We start from the raw sequence: 14702 nt of genomic DNA, 5'->3' as shown, positions 1-14702 counted from the left end.
GGCGCGTTAGGATGGCGCGAAGTCGAGGTTGCACGTAACAAAAAGGAGCCTCGTAACGGATTGCAGTAGAGAGGATTGTCATGACTGATTTTGCCAACGCCATTCCAACCAACGTTGAGATCGTTCGACGCGAACAGTGCTACGCGGGTTTCTACAAGCTCGATCGTCTGCATTTGCGCCATGAATTATTCGCTGGCGGCATGAGTCGCGAAATCAATCGTGAAGTGTTCGTGCGCCACGATGCGGTGTGCGTGCTGCCTTACGATCCGCAGCGCGACGAAGTGGTGTTGATCGAGCAGTTCCGCGTCGGCGCCATGGGCAAGACGGCTAACCCATGGCTGATCGAATTGGTCGCCGGTCTGATCGATAAAGACGAAGAACCGGAAGAAGTTGCTCACCGCGAAGCGCAGGAGGAAGCTGGGCTTGTGTTCGGGGCGCTTTGGCCCATGACCAAGTATTTCCCGTCCCCGGGTGGCAGCAACGAATTCGTGCATTTGTACCTGGGGCGTTGCGACAGCACTGGAGTAGGGGGGCTGCATGGACTGGCAGAAGAAGCGGAAGATATCCGCGTCACGGTCTGGGCTTTCGAAGATGCCCTGCAGGCCGTACGCGACGGACGAATTGCCAACGCGGCCAGCATCATTGCTTTGCAATGGCTTGCTTTGAACCGCGCTGAAGTGAGGGGGTTATGGTCGTAAACAAGCTGCGCGATCGCTATCGGGTGGACCTCGTGGGGCTGCAAGCCTCCTGCGAGGCGAACTACGCGCGTTTGATGCGACTGCTGCCGGACATGCGCAGCGAGCCCGAGGCACGGCGCATCGCCGTGACCCAGGGTGACCAGATGCTCGGGGTACTGGCGCTGGAAGTGCTGCAAGTCAACCCGTACACCACGACCCTGCAAGTGCGCCAGGAACACAGCCTGCCATGGCTGCCGGTGCCGCAACTGGAAGTTCAGGTCTACCACGACGCCTGCATGGCCGAGGTTGTCAGCGCCGAACATGCAAGACGCTTCCGTGGCATCTATCCTTATCCGAATGCCGCGATGCATCAGCCGGATGAAAAGGCCCAGCTCAATCTGTTCCTGGGGGAATGGCTGAGTCACTGTCTGGCGTGTGGGCACGAGTACGCAGTCGTTCGATAGATGTGAACTGCGTCCGGTTCATACGTTTCCTCTTTTGACCTTCCCCCAGCATAATTGCGGCCTCTATCCAATTCCGTGATTCAGCCCCGGGAGAACGCCTTGCCGAGCGTATCCACATTGACCACCGCCGATTCGGCGTTGCTGGTGCAAATCTCCGACAGTCACTTGTTCGCCGAGGCGGACGGTACGTTGCTGGGCATGAATACGCGGGACAGCCTGCAAAAGGTCATCGAGTTGGTGCGCCAGCAGCAACCGCAGATCGATCTGATTGTCGCGAGCGGCGATATTTCCCAGGACGGGACGTTGGAGTCGTATCAGCAGTTTCGCAATCTGACCCGACAGCTTGATGCTCCGGCACGCTGGATTCCGGGGAATCACGATGAGCCTATGGTCATGGCTGAGGCGGCGGTGCAAAGCGCGCTGCTGGAGTCGGTGGTGGATCTGGCCAACTGGCGGATTACGCTGCTTGATTCGGCGGTGCCGGGTTCGGTGCCGGGGTATTTGCAGGATGAGCAGTTGCAGTTGTTGGCGCGTTCTTTGAGTGAGGCGCCGGAGCGGCATCATCTGGTGTGCTTCCATCATCATCCGGTGTCGATTGGGTGTGCGTGGATGGAGCCGATCGGGTTGCGTAATCCTGAGGGGTTGTTTGCGGTGTTGGATCGGTTTCCTCAGGTGCGCGCGGTTTTGTGGGGGCATGTGCATCAGGAGTTTGATCAGGATCGCAATGGGGTGCGGTTGATGGCTTCGCCTTCGACGTGTATTCAGTTTGAGCCTGGGAGTGAGGACTTTAAGGTTGGGGAGCAGGCGCCTGGGTATCGGTGGTTGCGGCTTTTGCCTGATGGGGTACTTGAGACGGGGGTGGAGCGGGTTACCGGGTTTGACTTTACGGTTGATTACGGGTCTGACGGTTATTGATTTCTACTGTGTACATATCCATTTCTGCGGTAACGGCGGCTTAGGGTTTCGCCCTTACGGCGAGTCCCTTTTGGCAAACGCCCGGAATGCCGGCCCAGCCAAAAGGAACCAAAAGGTCTCGCCCCGGCGTCCGGCCCCTCGCTTAGGCTCGGCGTTCCTTCGTTCCGGTATTCATCTGGGGGCATCGCCTACGGTCGGCTTCGCTTCGACCTCCTCTCGATGTGTGCGGCTTCGCCGCACGGCGCTACGCGCCCACCCCCAGATGAACACCTCCACTCAGCCTCCCGAAGGGGCGGGCAGGGCAAGATCAAGGGCAGGCGAGCTAACGCTCGGCCCTGAGTGGTTAGAAGCGGGGCGGTGTGCGGTGGGCTGCTTGTGTAGGAGCATGGCTCGCCCGCGAAGGCGGCCTGACAGCCGACCAACCCCTCCCTAATGCACTCGATCAACTTGTAGGAGCGAGGCTTGCCCGCGAAGGCGGCCTGACAGCCGACCAACCCCTCCCGGATGTACTCGATCAAAACTGTGGGAGCTGGCTTGCCTGCGAAGGCGTCCTTACAGCCGACCAATCCCTCCCGAATGCACTCGATCAAACTGTAGGAGCGAGGCTTGCCCGCGAAGGCGTCCTGCCAGCCGACCCATTTCTCCCGGCTGTACTCGGTTAAAACTGTGGGAGCTGGCTTGCCTGCGAAGGCGTCCTGACAGCCGACCAATCCTCCCGAATGCACTCGATCAATTTGTAGGAGCGAGGCTTGCCCGCGAAGGCGTCCTGCCAGCCGACCCATTTCTCCCGGCGGTACTCGGTTAAAACTGTGGGAGCTGGCTTGCCTGCGAAGGCGGCCTGTCAGCCGACCCATTTCTTCCGGTCATGCGCAATCCAAATGTGGGAGCGAGCCTGCTCGCGAAAACGCTCTCACTGACAACGCTGTTTAATCGTCAGCAAAATTTTCAGAATCTTCCCACGATGTTTTCAGGTTGCCCGTCAGACGCGTGATCTCTAGCCTTTTGCCTGTCGCTGACACATTCAGCGTCCGGGCTTCGCGGCCCACTGAACTGAGGCATAATCGCCGCGCCTTTCAACAGCACTTTTGGGTGCCTGTCGTTTTGTGTCATGGCGGCTGTGCGTGGGATACCTTCGGGTATGCCGATTCTCAGTTCTCGGTCCGCGAACCCGCGTACAGCTGCCACCCTTACTTTGCATCGCGGCAATTTGGGGGTGGCTCCTTATTAAAGAACTGAGGTGTCACCATGTTCAAACCCACCCCCAATCCCCCCGACCACAAGCCCGACACGATGTACATGATCGTCCCCGAAAAGGACTCGGAGAGCCTGCTAGCCAATGCCTGTGAGTCCCTTGCTTCAGCGAATGTCATTGCCAGTGATTTTGCCGCGCGCCTGCAATGGCCGGACCGGCAGACGGCGATGGCGATCCAGCAGTTGGTCATGTTGGCCGAGCTGGCGGTGAGTCGGGCGCTGGATAACATCGATCCGGCATGATTTTTTCAGATAGACCGCGTTATCGTTCATCGCGAGCAAGCTCGCTCCCACATTGGCCCGCGTCCGCCCGGACACCTTGATCAACTGTGGGAGCGAGCTTGCTCGCGATGACGCCTGTCCGGGCAACCTGATTCCTGCCTATATCCCCGATCCCCCCGTCTCCCTGTAAACTGCGCCTCTTTACCCGACGCTCAGGGAGTTCTAATGTCCGGTTCGATCCTTTATATCCACGGTTTCAACAGCGCGCCTTCGTCAAAAAAGGCGACTCAGTTGATGGCAGTGATGGAGCGTCTGGGCTTGAGCGATCAGTTGCGGGTTCCGGCGTTGCACCACCACCCGCGCGAGGCCATCGGTCAGTTGAATCGGGCGATTGAGGAGCTGGGGCGGCCGCTGCTGGTCGGCAGCTCACTCGGCGGCTACTATGCGACTCACCTGGCCGAGCAGCATGGCCTCAAGGCTCTGTTGATCAACCCGGCCGTCAGTCCGCACCGGATGTTTGACGGGTATCTGGGGACGCAGAAAAACCTGTATACCGATGAAGCCTGGGAATTGACCCACGACCATGTGACGGCCCTGGCCGAGCTGGAAGTGCCGGCGCCCCAGGATCCGCAGCGGTATCAGGTGTGGTTGCAGACCGGCGACGAAACGCTGGACTACCGCCTCGCCCAGCAGTATTACCGAGCCTGTGCCTTGCGCATCCAGGCCGGCGGCGACCATAGTTTTCAGGGCTTTGCCGGGCAATTGCCGGCAATGCTGAGTTTTGCCGGCATCGGCGCAGATTTGTATCAGGCGATTGATTTCACAGCACTGTGAACCCTCGCCCCTATTTCACAGAACATTGACGACGAGACCCCATGGCCACTCCCAGCGCTAGCTCTTATAACGCAGACGCCATCGAAGTCCTCTCGGGCCTCGACCCGGTGCGTAAACGCCCCGGCATGTACACCGACACCAGTCGGCCGAACCACCTTGCCCAGGAAGTCATCGACAACAGCGTCGACGAAGCCTTGGCCGGGCATGCGACGTCGGTGCAGGTCATCCTGCACGCCGATCACTCCCTGGAAGTCAGCGATGACGGCCGTGGCATGCCGGTGGACATTCACCCGGAAGAGGGTGTTTCCGGGGTCGAGCTGATCCTCACCAAGCTGCATGCGGGCGGCAAGTTTTCCAACAAGAACTACCAGTTCTCCGGCGGTCTGCACGGGGTGGGTATTTCCGTGGTCAACGCCTTGTCGAACGAAGTCCGGGTGCGCGTCAAGCGTGACGGCAACGAATACCAGATGACTTTCGCTGACGGTTACAAGAAAACCGAGCTGGAAGTGATTGGCACCGTCGGCAAGCGCAACACCGGCACCAGCGTGTTCTTCGCGCCGGACCCGAAATACTTCGATTCACCAAAATTCTCCATCAGCCGCCTCAAGCACGTGCTCAAGGCCAAGGCCGTGTTGTGCCCGGGGCTGCTGGTCAGTTTTGAAGACAAGGCCACCGGCGAGAAAGTCGAATGGCATTACGAAGACGGCCTGCGTTCCTATCTCGTAGATGCGGTCAACGGCTTCGAACGCCTGCCGGACGAGCCGTTCTGCGGCAGCCTGGCCGGTAATAAAGAAGCAGTCGATTGGGCGCTGCTGTGGTTGCCGGAAGGTGGCGACAGCGTGCAGGAAAGCTACGTCAACCTGATCCCGACGGCCCAGGGCGGTACCCACGTCAACGGTTTGCGTCAGGGTTTGCTCGATGCCATGCGCGAGTTCTGCGAATTCCGCAGCCTGTTGCCGCGCGGCGTGAAGCTGGCGCCGGAAGACGTCTGGGAACGTATTGCCTTCGTCCTGTCGATGAAGATGCAGGAACCACAATTCTCCGGCCAGACCAAGGAACGCCTGTCGTCCCGTGAAGCGGCGGCCTTCGTTTCCGGGGTGGTCAAGGATGCGTTCAGCCTGTGGCTCAACGCCAACCCGGAAACCGGCATGCTGCTGGCGGAGCTGGCGATCAACAACGCCGGCCGTCGTCTGAAGGCCAGCAAGAAAGTCGAGCGCAAGCGCGTCACGGCAGGGCCGGCGCTGCCGGGCAAGCTCGCTGACTGCGCCGGGCAGGACCCGATGCGTTCCGAGCTGTTCCTGGTGGAAGGTGATTCCGCCGGCGGTTCGGCCAAGCAGGCGCGGGACAAAGAGTTTCAAGCGATCCTGCCGTTGCGCGGCAAGATCCTCAACACTTGGGAAGTCGACGGCAGCGAAGTGCTGGCCAGCCAGGAAGTGCACAACATCGCGGTGGCCATCGGGGTTGATCCGGGTTCGGCGGACATCGCCCAGTTGCGCTACGGCAAGATCTGCATCCTCGCCGACGCCGACTCCGACGGTCTGCACATCGCAACCTTGCTCTGCGCCTTGTTCGTCCAGCACTTCCGCCCGTTGGTGGATGCCGGTCACGTCTACGTCGCGATGCCGCCGCTGTACCGCATCGACTTGGGCAAAGAGATTTACTACGCCCTCGACGAAGCCGAGCGCGATGGCATCCTCGATCGCCTGGTGGCCGAGAAGAAACGCGGCAAGCCGCAGGTCACTCGATTCAAAGGTCTGGGTGAAATGAACCCGCCGCAGTTGCGCGAAACCACCATGGACCCGAACACGCGGCGCCTGGTGCAGTTGACGCTGGACGATTTCGAAGCGACCTCGGAAATGATGGACATGCTGCTGGCGAAGAAACGCGCCGGTGATCGTAAATCCTGGTTGGAGTCCAAGGGCAACCTGGCCGAGGTTCTGGGCTGATGCGCTTTGGCTTTGCCATGGCGTGTGCGTTGCTGCTGACCTCGTTAACGGTGTCTGCCGAGCCGGTGCCAGAGCTGCGCGTGGTGTCCGAGCATGCCGTCGATGGCATGCGCGGCGGCAACCTGTCGGGGCTGGCCCAGTGCGGCAAGGACCTGTGGACGGTTTCCGATCGCGACGATGATCAAATCTACCGTCTCGACACGACCGCCAGCACTTGGCAAGCCGAAGTGGTGCGCATCGACGTTCCTCCCGTGCCGGACACGGGTTTGCCCTGGGGTTTGCGTTCGCGGACCTGGGCGGCTTCTTTCGTGCGCGGCGGGGATCTGGATTTCGAAGGCATCACCTGCGACAGCGCCGGCAATCGCTACATCGTCAGCGAAGGCCATGCGGCTGTTCTGCAAGTACCGCCAACGGGCCCGGCAAACTGGCTGAAAATCTCGCCCATGATGGTTCGCGAAGCGCGGGCCAGGGGCATGCTGCTGCAATTCAATGCGATATTCGAAGGCCTGGCGATCAATCCCGCAGGCGATCAGATGTGGCTCGCCGCAGAGCGTCAAAGCCGTGGTTTGTTGCTGATCAAGCGCCAACAGACGGTCTGGGATTGCGACGGTCGCTGTGTGCTTTTGAGTGAAGCCGGCAAGGAAATGCAGCCGCCGCAGTTTCCTCACGCGAAAGCGGTCAACCGGGATTTTTCCGACTTGTCATTGTTCGAGGGCAAGCTGTTTACCCTTGAGCGCAACGCCTTTCAGATCTGTCGTCGCGATCCGCAGACCGCCAAAGTCGAGCGCTGCTGGTCGTATGCCGCCGAGCTGTTACAAAAAAACCGGCGTTATGCGCAGAACTACGGCTTGGAAGAGGCATTGATCATCGACGCCGACGGTGCGTGGATGGGGGTCGACAATAACTTCGGTCCCCGCGCCGACGGTGAGGTCCGCCCGATTGTCTGGCGCTTCGCGGCGCCTGAAGGTGGCTGGAGCGCCAAGCCATGAGCCAGCAAACGCCGGGTAAACGCGCCGGTCGGGTGTTTATGGTGTTGGCCTGGTGCGCGGCGTTGTTTCTGGCAACGCGGTTTTTCGGGCAGTTGGAAGAGCGTCAGCAAAATCCCAACGTGGTGGTCACGTCGGAGCAGGGCGAAGGTTTTATCGAAGTGAAACTGGTGGGCAACACCCAGGGACATTTCGTCGCCAGCGGCCAGATCAACGGTCAGCCGGTGAATTTCATGCTCGATACCGGGGCGACCGATGTGGCGATCCCGGCAGAAATGGCCGAACGGCTGAAACTTGAACAAGGCTTCGGGGTGACCCTGAGCACTGCAAATGGTCGCACCGAGGGTTATCGAACCCGCGTTGACCGGCTGCAACTGGGTGACATTGTGCTGCGTGATGTGCGCGCCATCGTCGTGCCAGGCCTGGATGGCAACCAAGTGCTGCTCGGTATGAGCGCACTGAACAAACTTGAATTTACCCAGCGCGGTGGCACCATGCTGCTGCGCCAGACAACGAAATGATGAGGCCCGCATGAGCGACTCCCTTGATCTCAGCCTGGACGGTGTAGAACGCCGGTCACTGGCTGACTTCACCGAAAATGCCTACCTCAACTACTCCATGTACGTGATCATGGACCGTGCCTTGCCGCATATCGGCGACGGCCTGAAACCGGTACAGCGGCGCATCATCTATGCGATGAGCGAGTTGGGGCTGGACGCCGATTCCAAGCACAAGAAATCGGCGCGTACCGTCGGTGACGTGCTCGGTAAGTTCCACCCGCACGGCGATTCGGCCTGCTACGAAGCCATGGTCCTGATGGCCCAGCCGTTCAGCTACCGCTACACGCTGGTGGACGGCCAGGGTAACTGGGGGGCGCCGGATGATCCCAAGTCCTTCGCCGCCATGCGTTACACCGAGGCGCGGCTGTCGCGTTATTCCGAAGTGCTGCTCAGCGAACTGGGCCAGGGCACTGCGGACTGGGGCCCGAACTTCGACGGCACCCTCGACGAACCGCTGGTGTTGCCGGCACGTTTGCCGAACATCCTGCTCAACGGCACCACTGGTATCGCCGTGGGCATGGCCACCGACGTACCGCCGCACAACCTGCGCGAAGTCGCGACAGCGTGCGTGCGTTTGCTCGATGAGCCGAAAGCCACGGTCGAACAGCTCTGTGAACACATCCAGGGCCCGGATTACCCGACCGAAGCGGAAATCATCACGCCCCGCGCCGACCTGCTGAAAATGTACGAAACCGGCAAGGGCTCGGTGCGTATGCGCGCCGTTTACCACATCGAAGACGGCGACATCATCGTCACCGCGCTGCCGCATCAGGTTTCCGGTGCCAAGGTGCTGGAACAGATCGCCGCGATGATGCAGGCCAAGCCTTCCAAGGCCCCGCAGATCGCTGACCTGCGTGACGAGTCCGACCACGAAAACCCGTGCCGGATCGTGATCATTCCCGGCGCACGCAAAAACTTTGACCACGATGCGTTGATGCAGCACCTGTTCGCCAGCACCGAGCTGGAGTCGAGCTATCGGGTCAACATCAACATCATCGGCCTCGACGGTAAGCCGCAGCTGAAAAACCTGCGGGCGTTGCTGGTCGAGTGGCTGGAATTCCGGGTGCAGACCGTGCGTCGTCGCCTGCAATTCCGCCTCGACAAGGTTGAGCGTCGCCTGCACCTGTTGGACGGTTTGTTGATCGCTTACCTCAACCTGGATGAAGTGATTCACATCATCCGCACTGAGGAACACCCGAAAGCCGCGCTGATCGCGCGTTTCGCCCTGAGCGAAATCCAGGCCGACTACATTCTCGACACCCGTTTGCGTCAATTGGCGCGACTGGAAGAAATGAAGCTGCGTTCCGAGCAGGATGAACTGCTCAAGGAACAAGCCAAGCTGCAAGCCTTGCTGGGCAGCGAAGCCAAGCTGAAAAAACTGGTGCGCACCGAGCTGATCAAGGACGCCGAAACCTATGGCGACGACCGTCGTTCGCCTATCGTCGAGCGCACCGAAGCCAAAGCCCTGACCGAACACGATCTGCTGCCAAACGAGAAAGTGACGGTCGTGCTGTCGGAAAAAGGCTGGGTTCGCTCGGCCAAGGGCCATGAAATCGACGCCACCGGCCTTTCTTACAAGGCCGGGGACGGATTCAAGGCGTTGGCGCCGGGTCGTTCCAACCAGTTTGCGGTGTTTATCGACTCCACCGGTCGCAGTTATTCGGTGGCTTCCCACACGCTGCCATCGGCCCGTGGCCAAGGCGAACCGTTGACCGGTCGCCTGACCCCGCCGCCAGGGGCAACGTTTGAATGCGTGCTGATGCCGGAAGACGACTCGCTGTACGTGATCGCCTCCGACGCCGGTTACGGTTTTGTGGTGAAAGGCGAAGACTTCCAGGCCAAGAACAAGGCTGGTAAAGCGCTGCTGAGCTTGCCGAACAATTCGAAAGTCATTCTTCCGCGCCCGGTAACCGATCGCGAGAACAATTGGCTGGCCTCGGTCACGACCGAAGGTCGCCTGCTGATCTTCAAAATCAGCGACCTGCCACAATTAGGTAAAGGTAAAGGCAATAAGATCATCGGTATTTCCGGTGAGCGGGTTGCCAGTCGCGAAGAATATGTCACGGACATCGCCGTGCTGCCGGATGGCGCCACATTGGTGCTACAGGCCGGAAAACGTACCTTGTCACTGAAGGCGGACGACCTCGAACACTACAAAGGTGAGCGTGGGCGTCGTGGTAATAAACTGCCACGTGGCTTCCAGAGGGTAGATGCGCTGCTCGTCGAAAACCTCAATTAAGCGTCCTAGAGCGCTCGATCTACGATTTAACGCGTAGATCGACGCTTTGGCGCTGGAGTCGGAACGCATATTCACGGATGATATGGCCTTTCAAGCGCCGGCGTGGCCGAGCGTTCTTCATATTTATTGAGTATTTTCACTGTGGTTAGCCTTGTGGCAACCACCTGGATGGGACGATGACTGCTCTGCGCCTTCCTTTTATTTTGATGCTCGCTGGCGTTCTTGGCCTGGCGGGTTGCAGCGTTCACCAACCGGTGTCGCTGTATCAACTGGACAGCGGAAGTCCGGTTCAGCCTGCGCAAAGCGCTGGCATGGCCGTATTGCTGGGCCCGGTAACGATTGCCGACTACCTGCAACGCGAAACCCTGCTGCAGCGTCAGCCGGATGGCAGCCTCCAGGCATCCGCCGATGGTCGTTGGGCGGGAAGCCTGTCTTCGGACATCGATCAGTTGCTGCTGCGTCAGGTTGCCGGTCATCTGGACAGCCAGCGTGTCGTGCTGGCACCGGCGACACTGGGGTTTACCCCGGATGTGCAGGTGCTGCTGACGATTACTCGCCTGGACTCGGGTGAATCGCAACCGGCGATCCTGGATGCGCAATGGCGTCTGATCGACCGTCGTGGCCAGGTTCGCGATAACCGCATCATTCACCTGCAAGAGCAACACGCGGGCGGAACAGCGGCTCAGGTCCAGGCCCAGGGTGTGTTGTTGCAGCGTTTGGCCGAGCAATTGTCCGTGGCGTTGAAGCCACTGGCCAACCAGCCGCCGATTGCTGAAGCCCCACGTAAACCGGCGCCCAAGCCAGTCGCGCCGGCAGCGGAACAGGACAAGCAGCCGAAGATCCCGATGGCTTCGCCGATTCGGACCGATATGGAAGTGTTCAGGTTCTAAAGCCTGGATGGATTCAACCCAAAGCCCGCAGCGATGCGGGCTTTGTTGTTTCTGCAGGTTGGGAATCTATGGCATTGCTGACGGCCTCTTCCCTGTAGCAGCTGTCGAGCCTGCGAGGCTGCGTTCGAGGACGAAGTCCTCGCCAATGGTCTATACGGTTTACAACGCCACTTCGCACGCTGGCAGATCTGCGACTGCTGCGCAGCCGAACGGAGCCTCGGCAGCTGCTACAAGATTCGGGTGGCAATAAAAAAAACCGCAGACAATCACTCGTCTGCGGGTTTTTTCATTGCAGGGCGGTTACGCCCGACGCTTATGCATCCAGAGATGCGGGCTTTGTTGTTTCTGTAGCAGCTGTCGAGCCTGCGAGGCTGCGTTCGAGGACGAAGTCCTCGCCAATGGTCTACACGGTTTACAACGCCACTTCGCACGTTGGCTGATCTGCGACTGCTGCGCAGCCGAACGCAGCCTCGCAGGCTCGGCAGCTGCTACAAGATTCGGGTGGCAACAAAAAACCCGCAGACAATCACTCGTCTGCGGGTTTTTTCATTACAGGGCGGTTACGCCCGACGCTTATGCATCCAGAGATGCGGGCTCTGTTGTTTCCGTAGCAGCTGTCGAGCCTGCGAGGCTGCGTTCGAGGACGAAGTCCTCGCCAATGGTCTATACGGTTTACAACGTCACTTCGCACGCTGGCTGATCTGCGACTGCTGCGCAGCCGAACGCAGCCTCGCAGGCTCGGCAGCTGCTACAAGATTCGGGTGGCAATAAAAAACCCGCAGACAATCACTCGTCTGCGGGTTTTTTCATTGCAGGGCGGTTACGCCCTACGCTTATGCATCCAGAGATGCGGGCTCTGTTGTTTCCGTAGCAGCTGTCGAGCCTGCGAGGCTGCGTTCGAGCAATGGTCTATACGGTTTACAACGCCACTTCGCACGCTGGCTGATCTGCGACTGCTGCGCAGCCGAACGCAGCCTCGCAGGCTCGGCAGCTGCTACAAGATTCGGGTGGCAATAAAAAACCCGCAGGCGATCACTCGTCTGCGGGTTTTTTTATTGCAGGGCGGTTACGCCCGGCGTTCGTGCATCCTGAGATATGGGCTCTGTTGTTTCCGTAGCAGCTGTCGAGCCTGCGAGGCTGCGTTCGAGGACGAAGTCCTCGCCAATGGTCTACACGGTTTACAACGCCACTTCGCACGCTGGCTGATCTGCGACTGCTGCGCAGCCGAACGCAGCCTCGCAGGCTCGGCAGCTGCTACAAGATTCGGGTGGCAATAAAAAAAACGCAGACAATCACTCGTCTGCGGGTTTTTTTATTGCAGGGCGGTTACGCCCGGCGTTCGTGCATCCAGAGATATGGGCTCTGTTGTTTCCGTAGCAGCTGTCGAGCCTGCGAGGCTGCGTTCGAGGACGAAGTCCTCGCCAATGGTCTATACGGTTTACAACGCCACTTCGCACGCTGGCTGATCTACGACTGCTGCGCAGCCGAACGCAGCCTCGCAGGCTCGGCAGCTGCTACAAGATTCGGGTGGCAATAAAAAAACGCAGACAATCACTCGTCTGCGGGTTTTTTCATTGCAGGGCGGTTACGCCCGGCGTTCGTGCATCCAGAGATATGGGCTCTGTTGTTTCCGTAGCAGCTGTCGAGCCTGCGAGGCTGCGTTCGAGGACGAAGTCCTCGCCAATGGTCTACACGGTTTACAACGCCACTTCGCACGCTGGCTGATCTGCGACTGCTGCGCAGCCGAACGCAGCCTCGCAGGCTCGGCAGCTGCTACAAGATTCGGGTGGCAATAAAAAACCCGCAGGCGATCACTCGTCTGCGGGTTTTTTTATTGCAGGGCGGTTACGCCCGGTGCATATGCAGCTAGATATAGGGGCTTTGTTGTTTCCGTAGCAGCTGTCGAGCCTGCGAGGCTGCGTTCGAGGACGAAGTCCTCGCCAATGGTCTATACGGTTTACAACGCCACTTCGCACGTTGGCTGATCTGCGACTGCTGCGCAGCCGAACGCAGCCTCGCAGGCTCGGCAGCTGCTACAAGATTCGGGTGGCAACAAAAAAACCGCAGACGATCACTCGTCTGCGGGTTTTTTCATTACAGGGCGATTACGCCCGACGTTCGTGCATCCGCGCCAGTTGCCGTTCCAGCATCGATGGATAAGGCTCCATCAACCGCTCTACACAGCAAGCGCCTTCAGGGCTGGCGATCGGCCGGATCCGCGCTCGCTGGCGGATCAGGGCGTCGTCGCCGATCTTGCGCTCCACCAGCAGCAGGTTGCGGCTGTGTTGCGACAGGGCCAAAGCGTCCTGGGCCGACTCGGTCAGCAGCAAGTCGATCTGGCTCAGGCCGAACAACTCGTCGCCCAGCGTCAGGCCCAGCTGCAATTGCAGGGTGATGCCGCTGTCAGCGACTTCGATCTGCAACTGATGGCCCAAGGCGCGCAGCAACTCACCGCAGCAGATGGCGTTGGTCAGGTAGTCGTCGCCGCTGTCTTCGGTGTGGAACAGCATCAGCGTGCTGCCATCGTTCAGGGTGTGCAATTCGCTCTGATACAGCGAAGCAGCCTGGTCGAGGCAGTCACGATAACGCTTGAGCAGTTCCTCAAGGCGCGTGCGCGGCAGGCGACGCAGTTGATCCTGCGCGCCCAGTTGCACGGCGAGTACCGCGCTGTGCTGCGGCACGTTCGAAATCACCGGTTTGGCCAGCGTTATCGGGGCATTGTCTGCAGACTCATCGCGCAGGTCGGCGAACGCGTCATCATCGTCATCGTCTTCGACGGTGCTGACAATACGCTTCGGCGCAGGCTTGAGGCCGGCAACCGGTTTGCTCTCGTCAAAGCTCGGGTCCCGCAGATTACGCACTTCGAAGGCCGGATCAACCTCTTCATCGTAATCGGCGTCGTCGAACTCAGGCTCCGGCACGGGCTCAGGCTCGGCCGGTTCCGGGGCGAAGTTGGCGTGCAGCTGGCGCGCCAGGTCGCCGATCTCATCCTGGCGCTCGGTGGCCGGGGTGTATTCGTCGATATTGCGCAGCCACACCCGCAATTGCATCAGCGGCGTGGAGATGTGCCGGCCCAGGCGCAGGCTCAAGGCAAGGGACAACGCGAGCAGAATTGCACTCAGGATGCCCATGCTTTGCAGGCTGATGGTCATCGGCTGCTGGAACTGATCCATGTCCAGGCTGATGCGCAGTTGCCCGGCGGTCACGTCCTGGAAAGTGATCTTGCTCTCGTACATGCCCTCGGCTTCGCCCAACAGGCTGTGCTTGGGACGCTGACCGGACTCGGCGAGGATGCGGTTATCCACGCTATAGATGGCGGCGTGGGCCACCAACTTGTTTTTGGTCAGGTTGTTGAGCAGCACGTTGAGGCTGAGGATGTCGTTGGACACCAACAGCTCGGTGGCCGAGGTGGCGGTCTGCGTGGTCAGGCTTTCGCCCAGCGCATCGGCCTGCTCGTGCATGGCCTGCTTGAACTGCAAACCCATCACACAGGCATAGATAACCAGGGCCAGAGCGACCAGGATCACGTTATGGCTGGCAATGCGTAATGCGATCGGTACACGGCGGTGGCGCAGTGCCCGGAAGATCAGCAGGAAGAAGTTATCGGTTTTTACTGGCGTGGGCCGGTTCACTGAGCTCGGCTCTTTTGTCCGTGAAGTTGACGCGCAGTATAGCGACAGGCCCTAGACCGGCAAAGCGCTGACGGTGCCCGATGGTC

General features: G+C 59.8%; 11 protein-coding genes. 10 read left to right on the top strand and 1 reads right to left on the bottom strand.

What is annotated here, in order from left to right:
• Nucleotides 1–80 precede the first annotated feature (80 nt).
• The 10 genes from NK667_RS24660 (at nt 81) to NK667_RS24615 (ending at nt 10984) form a co-directional block, all read left to right on the top strand.
• A complete protein-coding gene (locus NK667_RS24660; protein ID WP_054053308.1) occupies nt 81–698 on the top strand; it encodes an NUDIX domain-containing protein in 618 nt (205 codons plus the stop codon).
• A complete protein-coding gene (locus NK667_RS24655; RefSeq protein ID WP_054053309.1) occupies nt 689–1141 on the top strand; it encodes a DUF1249 domain-containing protein in 453 nt (150 codons plus the stop codon). Before NK667_RS24660 ends, NK667_RS24655 begins: the two co-directional genes overlap by 10 nt.
• A gap of 99 nt (nt 1142–1240) precedes the next feature.
• On the top strand, nt 1241–2056 hold the full coding sequence (cpdA, locus tag NK667_RS24650) for a 3',5'-cyclic-AMP phosphodiesterase (protein ID WP_054616408.1): 816 nt from the start codon (nt 1241–1243) through the stop codon (nt 2054–2056).
• Between the two features lie 1245 nt (nt 2057–3301).
• The gene (locus NK667_RS24645; protein ID WP_054616406.1) at nt 3302–3550 is read left to right on the top strand and encodes a DUF6124 family protein; all 249 of its coding nucleotides are present in this window, start codon (nt 3302–3304) and stop codon (nt 3548–3550) included.
• A gap of 204 nt (nt 3551–3754) precedes the next feature.
• A complete protein-coding gene (locus NK667_RS24640) occupies nt 3755–4363 on the top strand; it encodes a YqiA/YcfP family alpha/beta fold hydrolase (RefSeq protein ID WP_054053316.1) in 609 nt (202 codons plus the stop codon).
• 41 nt (nt 4364–4404) lie between these two features.
• A complete protein-coding gene (gene parE, locus NK667_RS24635; RefSeq protein ID WP_054053318.1) occupies nt 4405–6309 on the top strand; it encodes a DNA topoisomerase IV subunit B in 1905 nt (634 codons plus the stop codon).
• Entirely contained in the window at nt 6309–7298 is a 990-nt protein-coding gene (locus tag NK667_RS24630; protein WP_054616405.1) for an esterase-like activity of phytase family protein, read from the top strand. The genes parE and NK667_RS24630 overlap by 1 nt, the downstream gene beginning before the upstream one ends.
• Nucleotides 7295–7816: a retropepsin-like aspartic protease family protein gene (locus NK667_RS24625; protein WP_054053322.1), complete on the top strand. Its 522-nt coding sequence runs from the start codon at nt 7295–7297 to the stop codon at nt 7814–7816. The genes NK667_RS24630 and NK667_RS24625 overlap by 4 nt, the downstream gene beginning before the upstream one ends.
• A 10-nt stretch (nt 7817–7826) precedes the next feature.
• Nucleotides 7827–10094 (top strand): DNA topoisomerase IV subunit A, encoded by a 2268-nt coding sequence (parC, locus tag NK667_RS24620; protein ID WP_054053324.1) that lies wholly within the window; start codon nt 7827–7829, stop codon nt 10092–10094.
• Nucleotides 10095–10270: 176 nt separating this feature from the next.
• Nucleotides 10271–10984, top strand: a complete 714-nt coding sequence (locus tag NK667_RS24615) for a PqiC family protein (RefSeq protein ID WP_054053326.1) — start codon at nt 10271–10273, stop codon at nt 10982–10984.
• A 2105-nt stretch (nt 10985–13089) separates the two neighbouring features.
• Here the strand turns inward: NK667_RS24615 and NK667_RS24610 are convergent.
• Complete coding sequence (locus NK667_RS24610) at nt 13090–14616, bottom strand: AhpA/YtjB family protein (protein ID WP_054616404.1); 1527 nt, start codon at nt 14614–14616, stop codon at nt 13090–13092.
• Nucleotides 14617–14702 lie beyond the last annotated feature (86 nt).

Source organism: Pseudomonas nunensis, from assembly GCF_024296925.1.
GTDB classification, from domain to species: Bacteria; Pseudomonadota; Gammaproteobacteria; order Pseudomonadales; family Pseudomonadaceae; genus Aquipseudomonas; species Aquipseudomonas nunensis.
The sequence above is the reverse complement of the archived record's forward strand: the minus strand, read 5'-3'. Positions and strand labels throughout refer to the sequence as shown.